This is a genomic window from Myxococcus sp. AM011 (genome assembly GCF_013372595.1).
GTDB classification, from domain to species: Bacteria; Myxococcota; Myxococcia; order Myxococcales; family Myxococcaceae; genus Myxococcus; species Myxococcus eversor.
This window is the reverse complement of the sequence record NZ_JABXEM010000261.1, coordinates 1-15,752: the sequence shown is the minus strand read 5'-3', so window position 1 is coordinate 15,752 and position 15,752 is coordinate 1. Positions and strand designations below refer to the sequence as shown.

Sequence of the window (15,752 nt, the reverse complement as noted above, 5' to 3'; positions counted from 1 at the left end):
GGTGGAGCAGGCGGAGGGGGGTACGCTGTTCCTGGATGAAATCGCGGAGATGAGTCCGTCGCTCCAGGCGCAGTTGCTGCGGTTCCTGCAGGAGAAGCAGTTCGAGCGACTGGGTGAAGGCCGCACGCGCAAGGCGGACGTGCGCGTGGTGGCGGCGACGAATCGGGACTTGGAGAAGGACGTGGCGGAGGGAAGGTTCCGCGAGGACCTGCTCTACCGACTCAACGTCATCGAGGTGAAGCTGCCGTCGCTGCGGGAGCGGCCGGAGGACTTGTTGCCGCTGGCGAGGCGCTTCGTGGCGTTCTTCGCGAAGGCGGCACAGCGACTGACGACGCCGGAGTTGTCGCCCGCGACGGAGAAGATGCTGTTGGCGTATCCGTGGCCGGGCAACGTGCGAGAGCTGCGCAACGCGGTGGAGCGAGCGCTCATCGTGTGGCCGGCGGGGGTGTTGGAGCCGCAGGCGTTTCCGGAGCGAATCGCCGCGGCGGCGGGCTCGGTGGTGACGCTGGGGGGGCCGCACACGCTGGAAGAGGTGGAGCGCGAGCACACCCTGCGAGTGATGACGTCCGCGCCGACGCTGGACGAAGCGGCGAAGGTGCTGGGCATCGACGCGTCCACGCTGTGGCGCAAGCGCAAGAAGTACGAGTCCGGAGGCAAGGGCGAGGGCTGAGAGACGCGCTGCCGCGCGCCTCCGCCGATGCCCATCAATCGAACGGCTCACCCAGCCATCAACGAAGTGCGCGGCAGCGCGGAAGGACAAGCGAAAGCACAGCGAGAAAACCCTGTCGGGAATGCGCTTCTTTGACAGCGGAGCTCATCCGACACAAACAAACTGAACGCTATAATTCGGCCCACCTGAATACTCGATGGGGCCGAAACCAGTCGCAAAGCCTCGGGCCTTGCAATAGCGGCTGACGGCGGCATTGCAGGCCGCGGAGTATCCAAATACAGGCCCAGAAGTAATGATGGTCGAGGTCGTGCAGGAACTAAAACTCGCCGTGAGTGCCGAGACATAATCATTGTAGACCGTGACACCTGGACCCGCAAAACCTCTGTCACCCTTGGGTCCCTGCGCGCCGGTGTCTCCCTTCAGTCCTGGCGCCCCGACTTTGCCTTGGACTCCTTGGGCTCCCACGTCACCTTTTGCGCCCTGAGGCCCCTGAGGCCCGACCGCACCAGGAGCTCCGTCCAGGCCGGGAGCCCCAGGAGGACCCGCATCTCCCTTCGGCCCTGCCGGCCCCACCGTTCCGATGGCGACGTTGAAACGGTCATAGCCAGTTGCCGCGGGGTCCTTTGCTGTCACAGTCAGGAGGTAGCTACCAGGGAGGGCCGCAACCGGCGCGGGGAGTTGCGCCACAACCGTCGTCGCACTGTTGCTCATGACCGTGAGCCCAAAGCCAGCGAGGCTGACTCCTGGCTCGGCGGCGCCGAAGTTCTGACCGGAGATGGTGAGCTGTTCTTGCTCCAAATCGACGGTGACACTGGTGATGAACAGGGGTGCTGGCTGGGCGCTACCGACAACTGGGATTGTCGCGAGGGCTAACAGGAGGCAAAGCATCATCCGTCGATGGCTTCTCATCTGGGCACCTGGGGGATATGGGGGTACCACTACCGCGCATGCAAGGGTACTCGCGCCTCGCCTGCATGGCAATGATTGTCCATGGCCCGCGCCTGCCCGAAAAAGAAGACACCGCCCCGAGGCCCTCGAGTCCCTTTGCCAGGAAGTCCAGGCACGCTTCGGCAAACTTCACGGCAAGGCGACGTTGCCAGGCATCAGGGTTCGAGGCCCATCCGCGTCCCAGAGAGGACCCGCGTGTCACCTGCCCAGTCCTCGGTCAGCCCACGGAGGGATGTTCCACCTCACCGGATGGCGGCATCCCGGGCGACGATGGTGGCACTCCGTCCAAATCAGGCTGCGACACCACCTCGGCGCCACTCCTCGGAGCACTCATGCTCCTGCTGGGAGCTCGACGCCTTCGCCAGCGCTCACGAGCCTGAACGAGCAAGTCACAGTCCTTCCTTCCTCCTGACCGCCTGCCCGCGAGTCGCGCCTGGCCGAGCCCCCATTGAAGCGCTCCCCTCCCCGCTCCCTCACGGCGGACATGGCGAGGGAGAAAGCGCGCCCATGCCTGTGATTGCCACGACCCGCATGCATGCGGACCGTTGTGCGGCGACCCCACCGACACAACAAGGAGCGCACCCGTGGACGTCATCGACCTCTTGATTCAACAGCACCGCGAAGTCGACGCCTTGTTTCTGGCGTTCCGCAACGCCTCGGACGACGAGAGCCGCAAGGAGCTCTGCATCCAGCTCGCGGAGGCCCTCATGCTGCACACCACCATCGAGGAGCGCTGGGTCTACCCCAACGCCACGCGCATCGTGGGCGACGAGAAAATCGAACAGGCCGAGGAAGACCATCAGGAGATGACGACGCTCCTGGGCGACATCGTCCGCCTGCGCGACGACATGAACGCCATGAAGACCAAGGTCGACTCGCTGGAGCGAGTGGTGAAGCGCCACATCGCCGACGAGGAGCAGAACATCCTCCCGCAGGTCGCGAAGAAGATCACCGAGAAGGAGATCGGCATGTCCTGCAAGGACCTCGTCCGCGAGGCCTCCAAGATTCGCCGTGAGGAGATGAAGGACTGGGGCGAAGCCTCCGTGTGACGCCGCGGGCAGACCTCCCGCCCGAGCGTCCCACGCGGAGCACGGGCGGGAGCGTCACGCCGACTCCACCACCGTCGGCTGCGGCAGCGTGAACCAGAACGTGCTCCCACGCCCCGGAGCGCTCACCACGCCCAGCTCGCCGCCGTGCGCCTGGACGACTTCCTTCGCGATGGACAACCCCAGCCCCGCGCCCCCCACGGGTGCCCCGGGCGCGCGGTAGAACTTCTCGAAGATGCGTCCCTGCTGCTCCGGCGCGATGCCTTCTCCCGTGTCACGCACCTCGAAGCGCACGCGCGTCCCCTCGCGAGCCACCCGCACCTCCACCTCTCCTCCCGCGGGCGTGTGCTTCACCCCGTTGCCCACCAGGTTTCCCAGCACCAACCCCAGCCGGTCCGGGTCCACGTCCACCGACTCCACGTCCATCCCCACCTGCTTCGCCAGTCGCACCCCGCGCTCCCCCGCCGCCGCGCGCTGCGAGTCCAGCGCCGCGTCCACCAGTTCCGCCGGGGACACCCGCCGCACCTCCAACCGGAGCTGCCCCGCCTGGATGCGAGACAAGTCCAGCAGGTCGTCGACGATGCCCTGCAAGCGCTCGCAGTCCTCGCGCGCCGCGAACAACAGGTCCGCCTGCTTCTCCGTCACCGCGCCGACCATGCCCTCGGCCACCAGATGCACCGCCATGCGCAGCGACGTCAGCGGCGTGCGGAACTCATGCGCCACCGTGGCCACCAAATCGTTCTTCAGCTCGTCGAAGCGCCGCAGCCGCGTCACGTCCTGGAGAATCACCGTGGCGCCCACCACCTCGCCCGTCTCTCCGTACACCGGACTCCCACGAGGCAGGAGCCACCGGTCGCCCTCCGCCAATTCCACGCGCACCGCCTCCTCGTAACCCCGAGGCTGATACGCACCCTTGCCGCCCAGCACGTGGCCCCGCACGCGCTCCACCACCTCGCGCGCCTCCGGCACCACCCGGCCCAGCACGTCCCCGCCTCCCTCCAGCGACAGCTTCAGCACGTCCTCCGCCGAGCGGTTGACGTTGAGCAACACCCCATCCGCGCCGAACACGACCACCGGGTCCGGGAGGCTGTCGATGGTCGCCTGCGACGCGGCCTGCGCCTGGAGCAGCTCGCCCAGGCTGCTCTGGCGATACTGCTGGAGCGCCTCCGCCATCGAGTTGAAGTCCTGTCCGAGCTGCGCGATTTCATCCCTCCCCTCCACCACCGCGCGCACCGCGTAGTCCCCTCGGCCCAGTCGCCGCACCGCCTGCGACAACACCGACACCGGCCGCAGCGCGCGATGCGTGAGGGTCGTGGAGGCGAACAACCCCACGCCGAACGCCGCGAGCACCGCCAGCACCATCAGCGTGTTGACCCTGTCGCTCTGCCGCCGAAGCTCCTCGCTCTTGTGCACCATCGCGTCCTGGTTGAGCGCCAGCACGGCGGACGCCGCGTCCTTCACCTCGCGGAAGGCGGGCTCGATGCTCCGGAAGTACACCGCCTTGCGCTCCACCTCCGACGACTGCGTGAGGAACCCGTCATACGCCGTCTGATAGCGCTCCCAACCCACGCGCAGCCGATGGGTGGACTCGGCCTCGCCTGGCTCGGTGACGTTGCTTTCTTGAAGGCGCAGCTCCGACTCCAGCCCCTGACGCTGTGCGGCCTGCTGCGCCTGTCCCCGCTCCAGTTCGCCCGCGACGATGAAGAGGGCGGCGCTGTCCATCCGCTCCAGTTGCTCGGTCATCCGCTGCGCGGCGAGCACGCTGCGATAGTTGTCCTGGAGGATGCGCTGCCCGGAGCGCCCCAGTCGCGCCAGCGTGATGACGGCCACCACCCCCACCAGCACCAGCGCGAGCGCCAGCGGAGCCTGGGCCAACAGCAATCTCAGCCGCAGCGTCATCAGCGCTTCTCCTCATGCGCGGCGTCGAAGGACACGACGTGGATGTCGAAGCCCTCGCCCTCGCGCAGCAGCCTCACGTCCGACGCGCGTCCCAGCGCCCGCTTCCACCACGGCTGATGCGAGCGGCCCACCATGATGTGGCCCACGCCATGCGAGCGCGCGAAGTCGAGAATCGCCTCCACCGGGTCCCTCGAGCGCAGCCGCACCACCTCCGCGCCCAGCTCCTTCGCCTTCTCGATGTTCGCGAGCAGGTGCCGCTGCGCCTCCGCGTCGATGAGGTGCGGCGCCTCGCGCGGCGTTTCCACGTACACCACGAACCAGTCCGTGTTCAGCCGGCCCGCCATGCGCGAGCCCCGGCGAAGCAGCGTCGCCGCGCGCGGCGGGTAGCTCGACAGCGCCACCAGCACCCGTCCCCACGCCGCGCCCTTCTGCGAGCCCTCATCCCCCGTTCGCGAGGGGAGCCCCGAAGTCGCCCGGTCCAGGCTCTCCGCCACCTCGCGCAGCGCCAGCTCGCGCAGCGTGGACAGGTTCTCCTCCTTGAAGAAGCGCTCCAGGGCGTGCGGCACCTTGTCCTCCGCGTAGATCTTCCCCGCCTTCAAGCGCTCGTGCAGGTCCTCCACCGCCAGGTCCAGATTCACCACCTGGTCAGCGCCCTTCAGGAAGCTGTCCGGGAGCGTCTCGCGCACAGTGACGCCGGTGGTGCGCTCCACCAGGTCATTGAGGCTCTCCAGGTGTTGCACGTTGAAGGCGCCGATGACGTTGATGCCCGCGTCGAGCAGCTCCTGCACGTCCTGGTAGCGCTTGCGGTGCCGGCACACCGGCAGGTTGGTGTGGGCCAGCTCGTCCACCACCGCCACCTGGGGCTTGCGCGCCAACACCGCGTCCAGGTCCATCTCCTCCACGGTGACGTCGCGGTACGTGTGCGCCTTGCGAGGCACCACCTCCAGCCCGGCGACGAGGGCCTCGGTCTCCTTGCGGCCGTGCGTCTCCACGAAGCCGAGCACCACGTCCACGCCCCGCCGCTTCAGCGCGTGAGCTTCCTCCAGCATGCGGTACGTCTTCCCCACGCCGGCCGCGAAGCCGATGTAGAGCTTGAGCCGACCGCGCCGGCCCCGCTCCACCAATTCCAGGAAGTCCTCCGCGCGCGAGCGTCGCGTCATCGTCACCCTCGGACCTCCACCGTGGAGGCGCGAGCGACAATGCCCGCGCCTCCCCACGAATGCATGAGGAGAATGGACCGCGTCACTCGGGAGCCACCGCGCCCATCGGCTGCGAGGGCTCCGACGCGAGCCGGCCGAACTGCCGGTCCATCGCCAGGTTCAGCAGCAGCACGTTGACTCGAGGCTCACCCAGCACGCCGAGCGTCCGTCCCTCCACGTGCGAGGCCACCACCGCGAGCACCCGCTCCGGAGCCACACCGCGAGCCTTCGCCACGCGCGGCGCCTGCCAGCGCACCGCCTCCGGTGACAGGTGCGGGTCCAACCCCGATGCCGACGTGGTGACCAGTTCCCCGGGCACGAGCCCTGGCGCGTCCGGATTCTCCCGGCGCAGGCGCTCGACGTCCGCCGTGACGCGCTCCTGGAGCTTGCGCGACGTCGGCCCCAGGTTGCTGCCCGAGGACGCCGCCGCGTCGTAGCCCGCCCCCGCCGCCGAGGGACGCGGCTGGAAGTAGCCGCCCTGCGTGAAGCCCTGACCAATCAGGGCGCTGCCCACCACGCGGCCCTGCTCGTCCTTCACGAGCGAGCCCTGGGCCTCGGAGGGAAACAGGAGCTGCGCCACGCCGGTGACGGCGAGCGGGTACAGCACGCCGGTGAGCACCAGCGTGACGACGCAGGCGCGCAGGGCGGTGAGAAGAGTGGAGACCATGATGTGAAGTCCTTTCACGTTCAGGACAGGCCCACGGCCGTGAGCAACACGTCCAGGGCCTTGATGCCGACAAAGGGAACGATGACGCCGCCCAGCCCGTAGATGAGCAGGCTGCGCCGCAACAGGGCCGCCGCGCCGAGCGGGCGGTAGCGCACGCCGCGCAACGCCAGGGGAATCAGCGCGATGATGATGAGCGCGTTGAAGATGACTGCCGCCAGAATCGCGCTGTAGGGCGACGACAAGCCCATCACATTGAGCGGCGCAATCTGGGGGAAGACCCCCATGAACAACGCGGGGAGGATGGCGAAGTACTTCGCCACGTCGTTGGCGATGGAGAACGTCGTCAACGTGCCGCGCGTCATCAGGAGCTGCTTGCCCACCTCCACCACCTCCAGCAGCTTGGTGGGGTTGGAGTCGAGGTCCACCATGTTCCCCGCCTCCTTCGCCGCCTGCGTGCCGGTGTTCATCGCCACGCCGACGTCGGCCTGGGCCAGCGCGGGCGCGTCGTTGGTGCCGTCGCCCGTCATCGCCACCAGCTTGCCCTTGCCCTGCTCGGTGCGGATGAGCGCCAGCTTGGCCTCGGGCGTCGCCTCCGCGAGGAAGTCATCCACCCCCGCCTCGCGCGCGATCGCCGCCGCCGTGCGCGGGTTGTCGCCGGTAATCATCACCGTGCGGATGCCCATGGCCCGGAAGCGGTCGAAGCGCTCCTTGATGCCGCCCTTCACCACGTCCTTCAGATGGACGATGCCGAGCAGCCGCGCCCCCTCCGCCACCGCCAGCGGAGTCCCACCCGCGTCACCGATGCGACCCGACGCCACGGCGAGGTCCTCCGGCACCGCGCCACCCTGCGCCTGCACGTGTTTGACGATGGCATCCACCGCGCCCTTGCGGATGCTCCGGGGCTTCGGGTCCACCAGGTCGCATCCGCTCATGCGCGTCTGCGCGGTGAACGGGACGAACGTCGCCTGATGCGCCAGCAGCTCGCGCGGACGCATCTTGTACGTGTCCTTCACCAGCGTGACGATGGAGCGCCCCTCGGGCGTCTCGTCCGCCAGGCTCGCGAGCTGCGCTGCCTCCGCCAAGTCCTCCATGCGCACGCCCGGCATCGGCAACAACTCCGTCGCCATGCGGTTGCCCAGCGTAATCGTGCCCGTCTTGTCGAGCAGCAGCGTGTCCACGTCTCCCGCCGCCTCCACCGCGCGGCCACTCATGGCCAGCACGTTCTTGCGCAACAGCCGGTCCATGCCGGCGATGCCGATGGCGCTCAACAGGCCGCCAATCGTCGTGGGGATGAGGCACACCAGGAGCGCCACCACGGCCGTGCCCGACAGCGGCACCCCGGAGTAGAGCGCCAGCGGCACCAGCGACACACACGCCAGCAGGAACACCACCGTCAGGCCCACCAGCAGGATGTGCAGCGCAATCTCGTTCGGCGTCTTCTGCCGCGCCGCGCCCTCCACCAGTCCAATCATCCGGTCCAGGAAGGACTCGCCCGGGTTGACGGCGATGCGCACGACGATTCGGTCCGACAGCACCTTGGTGCCACCCGTCACCGCCGAGCGGTCTCCACCGGACTCGCGAATCACCGGCGCGGACTCGCCCGTAATCGCGGACTCGTCCACGCTGGCGATGCCCTCCACCACTTCACCATCACCGGGGATGAGGTCGCTCGCCTCGCAGACCACCAGGTCACCCTTGCGCAGGTCAGACGCGGGCACCCGCTCCTCGCGACCTTCCGTCAGTTTCCGCGCGGTGGTGTCCTTGCGCATCTTGCGCAGCGCACCGGCCTGGGCCTTGCCACGGCCCTCCGCCACGGCCTCCGCGAAGTTGGCGAACAACACGGTGAACCACAGCCACAGCGCCACCGCCACGGTGAACCACAGCGGCGCGCCATCGGTGTGCGGCGAGACGAGGTCCTTCACCACGAACACCGTGGTGAGCAGGCTGCCCGCCCACACCACGAACATGACGGGGTTGCGCGCCACGTCGCGCGGGTGGAGCTTCTTCAGACTGTCCAGCAGCGCGGGCTTCAACAGGGACGCGTCGAGGAGTGACGCCGGTTTGGAAGATGCGGAGCTCATGGCTCAGTAGACCTTTCCGGCCCCGGCGAGGAAGTGCTCGACGATGGGGCTGAGGGAGAGCGCGGGGAAGAAGGTGAGCGCACCGACAATGACGACGATGCTCACCAGCAGGCCGGTGAACAGGGCGCCATTCGTCGGGAAGGTGCCCGGTCCGGCCGGCACCACCTTCTTGCCCACCATGGAGCCGGCGATGGCCAGCGCGGGGATAATCATCAGGAAGCGCCCGCCGAGCATGGCCAGCCCCAACGAGAGGTTCCAGAACGGCGTGTTCGCATTCAAGCCCGCGAACGCGCTGCCATTGTTCGCCGTGCCGCTGGTGAACGCGTAGAGAATCTCCGTCAGGCCGTGCGGCCCCGCGTTGTTGAGCGAGGACACCGCCTGCGGGAGCACCGCCGCCACTCCGGACATCCCCAGGATGAACACCGGGAAGATGAGCACGTAGAGCATCGCGAGCTTCATCTCCTTCGCTTCAATCTTCTTGCCCAGGTACTCGGGCGTGCGGCCCACCATGAGTCCGGCGATGAAGACCGACAGCACCACCATGATGAGGATGCCGTAGAGGCCCGCCCCCACTCCGCCGAAGATGACCTCGCCCAACTGCATGTTGACCAGCGGCACCAGCCCGCCCAGCGGGTTGAAGCTGTCGTGCATGGAGTTGACGGCGCCGCACGACGCATCCGTGGTGACGGTGGCGAAGAGGGCGGACGCGGTGACGCCGTAGCGCACCTCCTTGCCCTCCAGGTTGCCCACCTGCGCCACGTGCGCGGAGGCCACGGCGGCGTTGGGCTGGGACTCGGCGGCGTACGCGGCGGTGACACCCGCGAGGAAGAGCACGGACATGGCCGCGAAGAGGGCCCAGCCCTGCCTGGTGTCCCCCGTCATCTTCCCGTACGTGTACGTCAGCGCGGAGGGGATGCAGAAGATGAGCAGCATCTGCACCAGGTTGGTGAGCGGCGTCGGGTTCTCGAAGGGGTGCGCGCTGTTGGCGTTGAAGAAGCCACCGCCGTTGGTGCCCAGCATCTTGATGGCCTCCTGCGAGGCCACCGGACCCATGGCGAGCGTCTGCTTCGCGCCCTCCAGCGTCGTCAGCGCGGGGTACGCCGAGAAGTTCTGCAGGACACCCTGCGAGACGAAGAACAGGGCGACGACGAAGCACAGCGGCAAGAGCACGTAGAGCGTGCCGCGCACCACATCCACCCAGAAGTTGCCCAGCGTCCTGGCGCCCTCGGGCCCCGCGCGCCGGGTGAAGCCTCGCGCCAGCGCCAGCGCCACGCCGAGCCCGGCCGCCGCGGAGACGAAGTTCTGCCACGCCAGCCCCGCCATCTGCGTGAGGTAGCTCAGGGTGGACTCACCGGCGTACGCCTGCCAGTTGGTGTTGGTGACGAAGCTGGCCGCCGTGTTGAACGACAGCTCCGGCCCCACCGCGCCCTGGCCCTGGGGGTTGAGCGGCAGCACGTGCTGCGCGCGCTGGAGTCCATAGAGGATGAGCACGCCCAGCACGCTGAAGGCGAGCAGCGCGCCGCAGTACTCCACCCACGTCTGCTCACGCCGGGCGCCAGCGCCCGTCAGCCGCAGGAGCACGCGCTCCACGGGGCCGAGCACACGCGGCAACGGCTGCGTGTCCCCTTCGAAGACACGGAAGAGATAGAGGCCCAGCGGCTTCGTCAGCGCGAGCAGCAGGGCGAAGAACAACACAATCTGCGACCAACCGATGAGGGTCATGGCGGAGTCCCTAGAAGCGCTCGGGACGGAGCAGGGCGTAGACGAGGTAGGCGGTGAGCAGCACGGCGAGCACGGCGCCAGCGGCGTATTCGAAAGTCATCGGGGGGACCTCACAGGTGCTCGCAGCCGTGGGCGTAGCCCCACGCGAGCGCGAAGAAACCAAGGGTGACGAAGAGGAGGACGACATCCATGAATGGGCTCCGGACTCAGAAGTACGCGGTGGCTCCGAGGACGATGAGCGTCTCGGAGTCCTTCAGAACGGGCGTGCCTTCGTCGGTGGTGGCGCGGCTGGCGAAGACGTCCGCCGTCGAGCGGTCATGCCGCGCCTCCAGTTTGAGGGTGAGGTGCTCCACGGGCCTCACCTCGAGGGTGAGCGTGGCGCCCGACAGCGTCTGCTCCACGCCCGTCATCAGCCCGTCGGCGTCGCGATACGCCTCCACTCGCGCGGCCAGCGCCACGGGCCTGGTGAGCTGGACGCGAGCGTTGAGGCCCGCCGCGTACCAGACCGCGCGGTCCGCGCCGGGAATCCGCTGGGTGCCCGCGTCCACGGTGGCCGCGAGCTTGAAGGACTCCGTCACGGCATACGTCGCCACCGCGTCCGCGAAGAGCCTCAAGCCGTCGTCACCCTCGGGGCCTTCGCTGCCGATGAAGGTGTTGAAGGACGCGGACAACCGGTCGCCCGAGTAGGCCACTTGCGTGCCCATCGCGAGGCCCCGGTTGTTGTCACCGATGGTCTGCCAGCCATTGAGGAGTTGGAGCTGCACGCTCCACGCGTCGTCCAGTGCCCAGGTGCCCTTGAGGCCCGTCTGGTAGTAGGGCGACAGCTCGCCCATCCATGAGCGCGTGTACGTCCAGTTGAGCTGCGATTGGAAGGATTCCAGCCCGATGTGGCTCGGATAGAGCCCGGCCTCCAGCGTCAGCGGCCCGGTGGCGAAGGACAGGGAGGCCTGCTGCACATAGCGCCACACGTCTGGGCCCGTGGCGACTCCCTCGGGCTCGGCCGCGTGGACCACCTCCGCGCCGGTGCCGAAGCCCAGCAGCACCTTGAAGCCCACGGGCTCTGGCGCCACGCTCACGCCGATGGAGGCCAGGTTGATGGCCACCTCGCTGTCGCGCTTCGCGGTGGTGCCGGTGCCGGGGATGAAGTTCGCCGAGTTCGCGGGCCGGTTGAAGTCGTGGCCGAAGTACACGTCGACGCCTCCCTCGGGCTTGAGCCGGGAGAAGAAGCCAGGGGCCTCTGCTTCGGCCCCGGTATCCGTGGGTCCTTGATGAGGTGGCGAGGAGGCGTCGGCCTGCTGGAGCAGCAGGGAGAGCAAAACGGGAGGCGTGGTGAGAGGCCACATAGAGGTGTGCCCCCCTAGAGCACCGCTCGTACCAATCCACTCCTTCGAGGACCCTAGAGGTTCCAGGGGGTTGCGGACAGCTCCGACGGGAGCGGATTGCAACCTGCACGACAGGCCCCTCTGCGTCGTGCACGTTGAGCGCCTTGTCACTCAGGCGACATGTCCCGGGCCCACGTTGGACCCGAGCCCACGTCATCACCATGCGCGCGGCGGCACCACGTCGGAAGACGGCTTCCAGGGCGGCCCCACCGAGGGCTTCACCGTGGACTCACGCCGCGAGCAGACCCTGCTGCTCGTCGCCGCGAACTTCAGGCTCTGAGCGCACGCGGGAGTCCTCCTCTTACTCCCGGATGACCTGTGAGTAGGCGGCAAGCGCCTCGCGCAGCGGCGCTCTGCCCTCCTCCTCGGCTCCGTCTCGAAATTCAATCCGGAGTCCCTGGGAGCTGAACCTCGCGGCGGCGAGGAGGACGGGCGCGAACTCCCGCACACGCGGTCCCCTGACGGTGGCCCGGATGGGGACCTCCGCGCCTCGGGTCACCTCGAGCCTCCAGGACCCATCTTCCGCGGAGGCCTTGAAGGACTCCAACTGGGAAGCCAGACGGGAGTGGGCACACCGGATGAAGAGGTCCGTCGAGGCATGGGGAATTGTCAGCCACGTCAGGTGGGGCAGGGCCGTCAGCGCATCGGCCAGGCCTCTCTCGAACGAACTCTTCAACTCCAGCCGCCTCACGGAGCTGTTCGCGGACAGCAGGCACGCCATCTCGCCCGGAACATTCAGCAGCCTCGTCACGCGGCGCAACGCGGGATGCCGGAGCAGGCGCCCCCACTGTGAGACGTCATTGCCGTCGCCGGGGTGCTCCGGACTCCAGCTGATCTCCTCCACCGTGCTCCAACCGGGCTCCGGCCAGGGGAAGGTCTTGGGGAAGTGGTCTCCCTTCATCGGGCGGACCGCGACGGGAAAGCCCCGCTCGAAGCGGGTGTAGCCTCGCTCGATGTAGGGCCCCAACGGCGCCTCCCACCGCTCCCGGTTCGCCGCGAGCAATCGAGCCATGCGCTCCTCATCCGGCGCCTCCGCATACTGGAGCGCGATGAACTCCCCCAGGGGGTCGCCCTGCTCGAGCAGCTGGTCGGCCAACACCAACCGGGCGGAGTCATCCTCCGGCGCCTCATGGACGCGGGCGAACAGCGCCTCCCGAGTCGCCGCATCGTGGCGTGCGCGCTCCACCCGGGCCTCGATGACCTCCTTCAGCGCGTCACACCGCGCCAGGGTTCGCGCATCGAGCACGGGAGGAACCCAACGAGCCCCCAGCCGGATGACGAGGTCGAACCGCTCGACCTCCTCCCCGTGTGCCGAGGGGAGCCGAGCCTTCAGCTCGTGAAGGGGCTCCAGGTCATAGGGCGCCCCCACGTACATGAAGAGGCTGCAGAGCATCTTCAGCTCCGCCGGCGTCTCGGCTCCCGGAAGACGGACGAGCGTGAGCAGGAGCGGAATGATGCGCGGGTCCGCGGGCCACCATCGTCGCAGCCGGTCGAGGTCCGTGGAGAACGCACAGCGCGAAAGACTCGCCGCGCGCGCCCTCAACTCTCCCAGCACGCGGGGAAGGTCCGTGGGATGCCTGCGGACATCCTCGAGGAGCCAGCGGACGGGCACCTGGAAGAAGGGGAGCCCCGTGGCGAGGTGGTCCGAGAGCCGCTCGATGAGCGCGATGACGGGCTCGGCTCGACACTCCTTCCACGCTTCCAACAGGAGCGTGAGGGCCGCATCGTCCTCCCGTCGAGCGAGCGCCTCCTCCGCGCGTCCCAGCAACTCCTTCAGCAGGTGGCTCACCCGGACACCATAACCGGGCCCCCCGCGACCCGGATTCAATTCGGACCCATACTCAAGTCACGGCTTGACTGTCGGGTGCCCTTGCCGATACTCAAGTCCATGCTTAACAATGGTGCCGTCGACCGTATCTTCCACGCCCTGGGTGATTCCAACCGGCGCGCCATCGTCGAGCGACTGAGTCGGGGTGCGCTGTCGGTCAGCGCCCTGGCGAAGCCGCTCGACATCACGCTCGCCGCTGTCGTGCAGCACCTCCAGGTCCTTGAGGAGAGCGGGCTGGTGCGCACCGAGAAACTCGGGCGCGTCCGCTCGTGTCAGCTCCATCCAGAAGGACTGCGCGTGGCGGAGGACTGGCTCGCGAACCGGCGCGGGCTGTGGGAGCGCCGCTTCGACCGGCTCGGCGAGCTGCTCGACGGACCCATTCCCTCTCGAAGAAAGGCCAGAACATGAAGACACCTCCCGTCGTTCATGGCTCGTTCACCATCGAGCGCACCTACAAGGCTTCTCCCGCGCGCGTCTACGCCGCGTGGTCGGACCTGGAGACGAAGGCACAGTGGTTTCTCGGTCCACCGGACCGCTGGACGCTCGTGAAGCGTGAGCTGGACTTCCGCGTGGGGGGACAGGAGCAGCTGCACGGGCAGTTCGGCGGCAAGCACTCGACTGTCTTCACCGCGCGCTATCACGACATCCTCCCGAACGAGCGGATGGTCTACGCCTACGACATGCACGTGGGTGACAAGCACCTCTCCGTGTCACTTGCCACGGTGGAGCTGCACGCCACGAAGGAGGGTGGCACGCTGATGGTCTTCACCGAGCAGGCCGCGTTCCTCGACGGTGAAGATGGCACCCGCTCTCGCGAGGAGGGGACGGCCGTGCACTTCGACCGGCTGGCGCTCGTGCTGGAGGCTTCGCACGACATCGTCTCGTCCCGGGCGTTCGATGCACCCCGAGCACGGGTCTACGAGGCATTCAGCGACCCGGAGCAACTGACCTTGTGGTGGGGGCCCCAAGGCTCGACGAATACGTTCGAGCAGTTCGAGCTGCGCCCCGGCGGCAAGTGGCGCTTCACGATGCAGAGCGCGGAGGGGGCCCGCTACGCGATGGACAAGGAGTTCATCGAGGTGGTGCCGGAGCGGAGTGTCGTCATCCAGCACCACCAGCGGACGCATCACTTCGTGATGCGGTTGGACTTCGCGGACGAAGGTGAAGGGACGCGGCTCACCTGGCGCATGCGGTTCGAGTCGAAGGACGAAGTCGAGAAGGTACGAGGGTTCGTCGAGGCCGCGAACGAACAGAACTTCGACCGGCTCGCGGCCCACCTCGGCTCGCGACTCAGAGCCGCGCTGCCATGATTCGGGCCCACAGCTCCTCGTCGAAGTCGGACAGCGTCTCCGCCGAGCGAGTCCCGGCCTGCTGGCCCAGTCGCGTCACCACGAGGCCCAGCGAGCGGCTGACGTAGACCTTCTGGTCGTCCTTGCCGAGTCCCGCGAACACGTCCTGCGGCGCGCTGGGGATGAGCGGGCCGTCGATGCGCGCGCTCAGGGGCGGTATCAGGGTGAAGGCCTTGCCGTTGAGCCAGAACAGGTGGCCATAGGCGGGGTTGAGCGTCTGCGAGGACTGCGTCGCGGTGGAGAGGTACGCCGCGGACACGATGCGGGTTCCCGCCCACATGCCGTTCGCGTGCAGCAGCAGGCCGAAGCGCGCCAAATCCCGCGCGCTCATCGTCAGGCCCCACAGGGGCATGCCCTTGCTGTCCGTCTCCGGGCGCTGCACCCACTCGCTGCGCGTCGCGCCGAGCGGATTGAACAGCCAGGCATCGGAGAGCGCCTGGATGCCCAGGCCCGAGCGCTGCTCCAGAATCATGCGAAGCCGGTGGTAGGCGTCGTTGTTGTACAGCCACGTCGTCCCAGGGGTCGTCTGGAGTCCGAGCGACGTGTTCAGTCCGCTCGTCATCGTCAGCAGGTGGCGCACGGTGATGCGGGCCTCGTTCAGAGCGGTCGTGTTGGACCAGCCGGCGCCGAGAATGGTGGAGACGCGCTCGTCGAGCGAGAGCAGTTGCTTGTCCACCGCGATGCCGATGAGCACGGAGACGACGCTCTTCTGCGCGGAGGCGATGTCGCGCATGAAGTTCGAGTTCACCGTCCAGTAGCGCTCGGCCAGGATCTTCCCATCCTGGAGGATGACGATGGCGCGGGTGTCGCGGGAGCCCGCGAAGTCGAGCGCGACATTGAGCTTCGCCACGTCCCAGCCCACGGTGGCCGGGTTCACCGTGGGCCAGCTCGCGTCAGTCATGGGGAAGACGATGGGCGCGAACACGTCGTGGGGGGGCGCCACGTCGGGTTCGACCTGAGG

Annotated in this window: 14 protein-coding genes; 5 read left to right on the top strand and 9 right to left on the bottom strand. The window is 68.1% G+C overall.

What is annotated here, in order from left to right; genetic code table 11:
* The coding region (locus HUW62_RS37815) for a sigma 54-interacting transcriptional regulator (protein ID WP_176437181.1) at window positions 1-670 on the top strand (670 nt) is incomplete at its 5' end.
* Window positions 671-2,202: 1,532 nt separating this feature from the next.
* Window positions 2,203-2,667 (top strand): hemerythrin domain-containing protein, encoded by a 465-nt coding sequence (locus HUW62_RS37805; protein WP_163867780.1) that lies wholly within the window; start codon window positions 2,203-2,205, stop codon window positions 2,665-2,667.
* Window positions 2,668-2,721: 54 nt separating this feature from the next.
* Here HUW62_RS37805 and HUW62_RS37800 read toward each other — a convergent pair whose 3' ends face one another.
* From HUW62_RS37800 to HUW62_RS37770, 7 genes are all read right to left on the bottom strand, one after another.
* Window positions 2,722-4,563: an ATP-binding protein gene (locus tag HUW62_RS37800; protein WP_176437179.1), complete on the bottom strand. Its 1,842-nt coding sequence runs from the start codon at window positions 4,561-4,563 to the stop codon at window positions 2,722-2,724.
* Entirely contained in the window at window positions 4,563-5,723 is a 1,161-nt protein-coding gene (locus HUW62_RS37795) for a sensor protein KdpD (protein WP_163867836.1), read from the bottom strand. Before HUW62_RS37795 ends, HUW62_RS37800 begins: the two co-directional genes overlap by 1 nt.
* Window positions 5,724-5,805: 82 nt before the next feature.
* Window positions 5,806-6,429 carry a potassium-transporting ATPase subunit KdpC gene (gene kdpC, locus HUW62_RS37790; RefSeq protein WP_163867782.1) on the bottom strand — a complete coding sequence of 208 codons (624 nt, stop codon included), beginning with the start codon at window positions 6,427-6,429 and terminating at the stop codon, window positions 5,806-5,808.
* A 20-nt stretch (window positions 6,430-6,449) separates the two neighbouring features.
* Window positions 6,450-8,510: a potassium-transporting ATPase subunit KdpB gene (gene kdpB / locus HUW62_RS37785; protein ID WP_163867783.1), complete on the bottom strand. Its 2,061-nt coding sequence runs from the start codon at window positions 8,508-8,510 to the stop codon at window positions 6,450-6,452.
* A gap of 3 nt (window positions 8,511-8,513) precedes the next feature.
* Window positions 8,514-10,232 carry a potassium-transporting ATPase subunit KdpA gene (gene kdpA, locus HUW62_RS37780; protein ID WP_176437178.1) on the bottom strand — a complete coding sequence of 573 codons (1,719 nt, stop codon included), beginning with the start codon at window positions 10,230-10,232 and terminating at the stop codon, window positions 8,514-8,516.
* Window positions 10,233-10,242: 10 nt separating this feature from the next.
* Window positions 10,243-10,332 carry a K(+)-transporting ATPase subunit F gene (gene kdpF / locus HUW62_RS37775; RefSeq protein ID WP_141641721.1) on the bottom strand — a complete coding sequence of 30 codons (90 nt, stop codon included), beginning with the start codon at window positions 10,330-10,332 and terminating at the stop codon, window positions 10,243-10,245.
* A gap of 106 nt (window positions 10,333-10,438) precedes the next feature.
* Window positions 10,439-11,575 carry a porin gene (locus tag HUW62_RS37770; RefSeq protein ID WP_176437177.1) on the bottom strand — a complete coding sequence of 379 codons (1,137 nt, stop codon included), beginning with the start codon at window positions 11,573-11,575 and terminating at the stop codon, window positions 10,439-10,441.
* 175 nt (window positions 11,576-11,750) lie between these two features.
* Here HUW62_RS37770 and HUW62_RS37765 point away from each other — a divergent pair, with 175 nt between their 5' ends.
* Window positions 11,751-11,894, top strand: a complete 144-nt coding sequence (locus HUW62_RS37765) for a hypothetical protein (protein WP_163867786.1) — start codon at window positions 11,751-11,753, stop codon at window positions 11,892-11,894.
* A gap of 21 nt (window positions 11,895-11,915) precedes the next feature.
* Here the strand turns inward: HUW62_RS37765 and HUW62_RS37760 are convergent, their stop codons facing one another.
* Complete coding sequence (locus HUW62_RS37760; protein ID WP_176437176.1) at window positions 11,916-13,403, bottom strand: TIGR02996 domain-containing protein; 1,488 nt, start codon at window positions 13,401-13,403, stop codon at window positions 11,916-11,918.
* 99 nt (window positions 13,404-13,502) lie between these two features.
* Between HUW62_RS37760 and HUW62_RS37755 the strand changes: the two genes are divergently transcribed.
* Window positions 13,503-13,850, top strand: a complete 348-nt coding sequence (locus HUW62_RS37755; protein WP_163867788.1) for a helix-turn-helix transcriptional regulator — start codon at window positions 13,503-13,505, stop codon at window positions 13,848-13,850.
* Window positions 13,847-14,752: an SRPBCC domain-containing protein gene (locus tag HUW62_RS37750; protein WP_176437175.1), complete on the top strand. Its 906-nt coding sequence runs from the start codon at window positions 13,847-13,849 to the stop codon at window positions 14,750-14,752. The genes HUW62_RS37755 and HUW62_RS37750 overlap by 4 nt, the downstream gene beginning before the upstream one ends.
* Here HUW62_RS37750 and HUW62_RS37745 read toward each other — a convergent pair.
* A partial coding sequence (locus HUW62_RS37745) for a serine hydrolase (RefSeq protein ID WP_176437174.1) occupies window positions 14,733-15,752 on the bottom strand: 1,020 nt, incomplete at its 5' end. The two genes, HUW62_RS37750 and HUW62_RS37745, sit on opposite strands and share 20 nt — an antisense overlap.

What these genes read in the sequence shown, in the direction of transcription:
- HUW62_RS37800 (WP_176437179.1), bottom strand. Translation starts at nt 4,563, where the DNA reads ATGACGCTGCGGCTGAGATTGCTGTTGGCCCAGGCTCCGCTGGCGCTC.
- HUW62_RS37795 (WP_163867836.1), bottom strand. Translation starts at nt 5,723, where the DNA reads ATGACGCGACGCTCGCGCGCGGAGGACTTCCTGGAATTGGTGGAGCGG.
- kdpC (WP_163867782.1), bottom strand. Translation starts at nt 6,429, where the DNA reads ATGGTCTCCACTCTTCTCACCGCCCTGCGCGCCTGCGTCGTCACGCTG.
- kdpB (WP_163867783.1), bottom strand. Translation starts at nt 8,510, where the DNA reads ATGAGCTCCGCATCTTCCAAACCGGCGTCACTCCTCGACGCGTCCCTG.
- kdpA (WP_176437178.1), bottom strand. Translation starts at nt 10,232, where the DNA reads ATGACCCTCATCGGTTGGTCGCAGATTGTGTTGTTCTTCGCCCTGCTG.
- kdpF (WP_141641721.1), bottom strand. Translation starts at nt 10,332, where the DNA reads ATGACTTTCGAATACGCCGCTGGCGCCGTGCTCGCCGTGCTGCTCACC.
- HUW62_RS37770 (WP_176437177.1), bottom strand. Translation starts at nt 11,575, where the DNA reads ATGTGGCCTCTCACCACGCCTCCCGTTTTGCTCTCCCTGCTGCTCCAG.
- HUW62_RS37755 (WP_163867788.1), top strand. Translation starts at nt 13,503, where the DNA reads ATGCTTAACAATGGTGCCGTCGACCGTATCTTCCACGCCCTGGGTGAT.
- HUW62_RS37750 (WP_176437175.1), top strand. Translation starts at nt 13,847, where the DNA reads ATGAAGACACCTCCCGTCGTTCATGGCTCGTTCACCATCGAGCGCACC.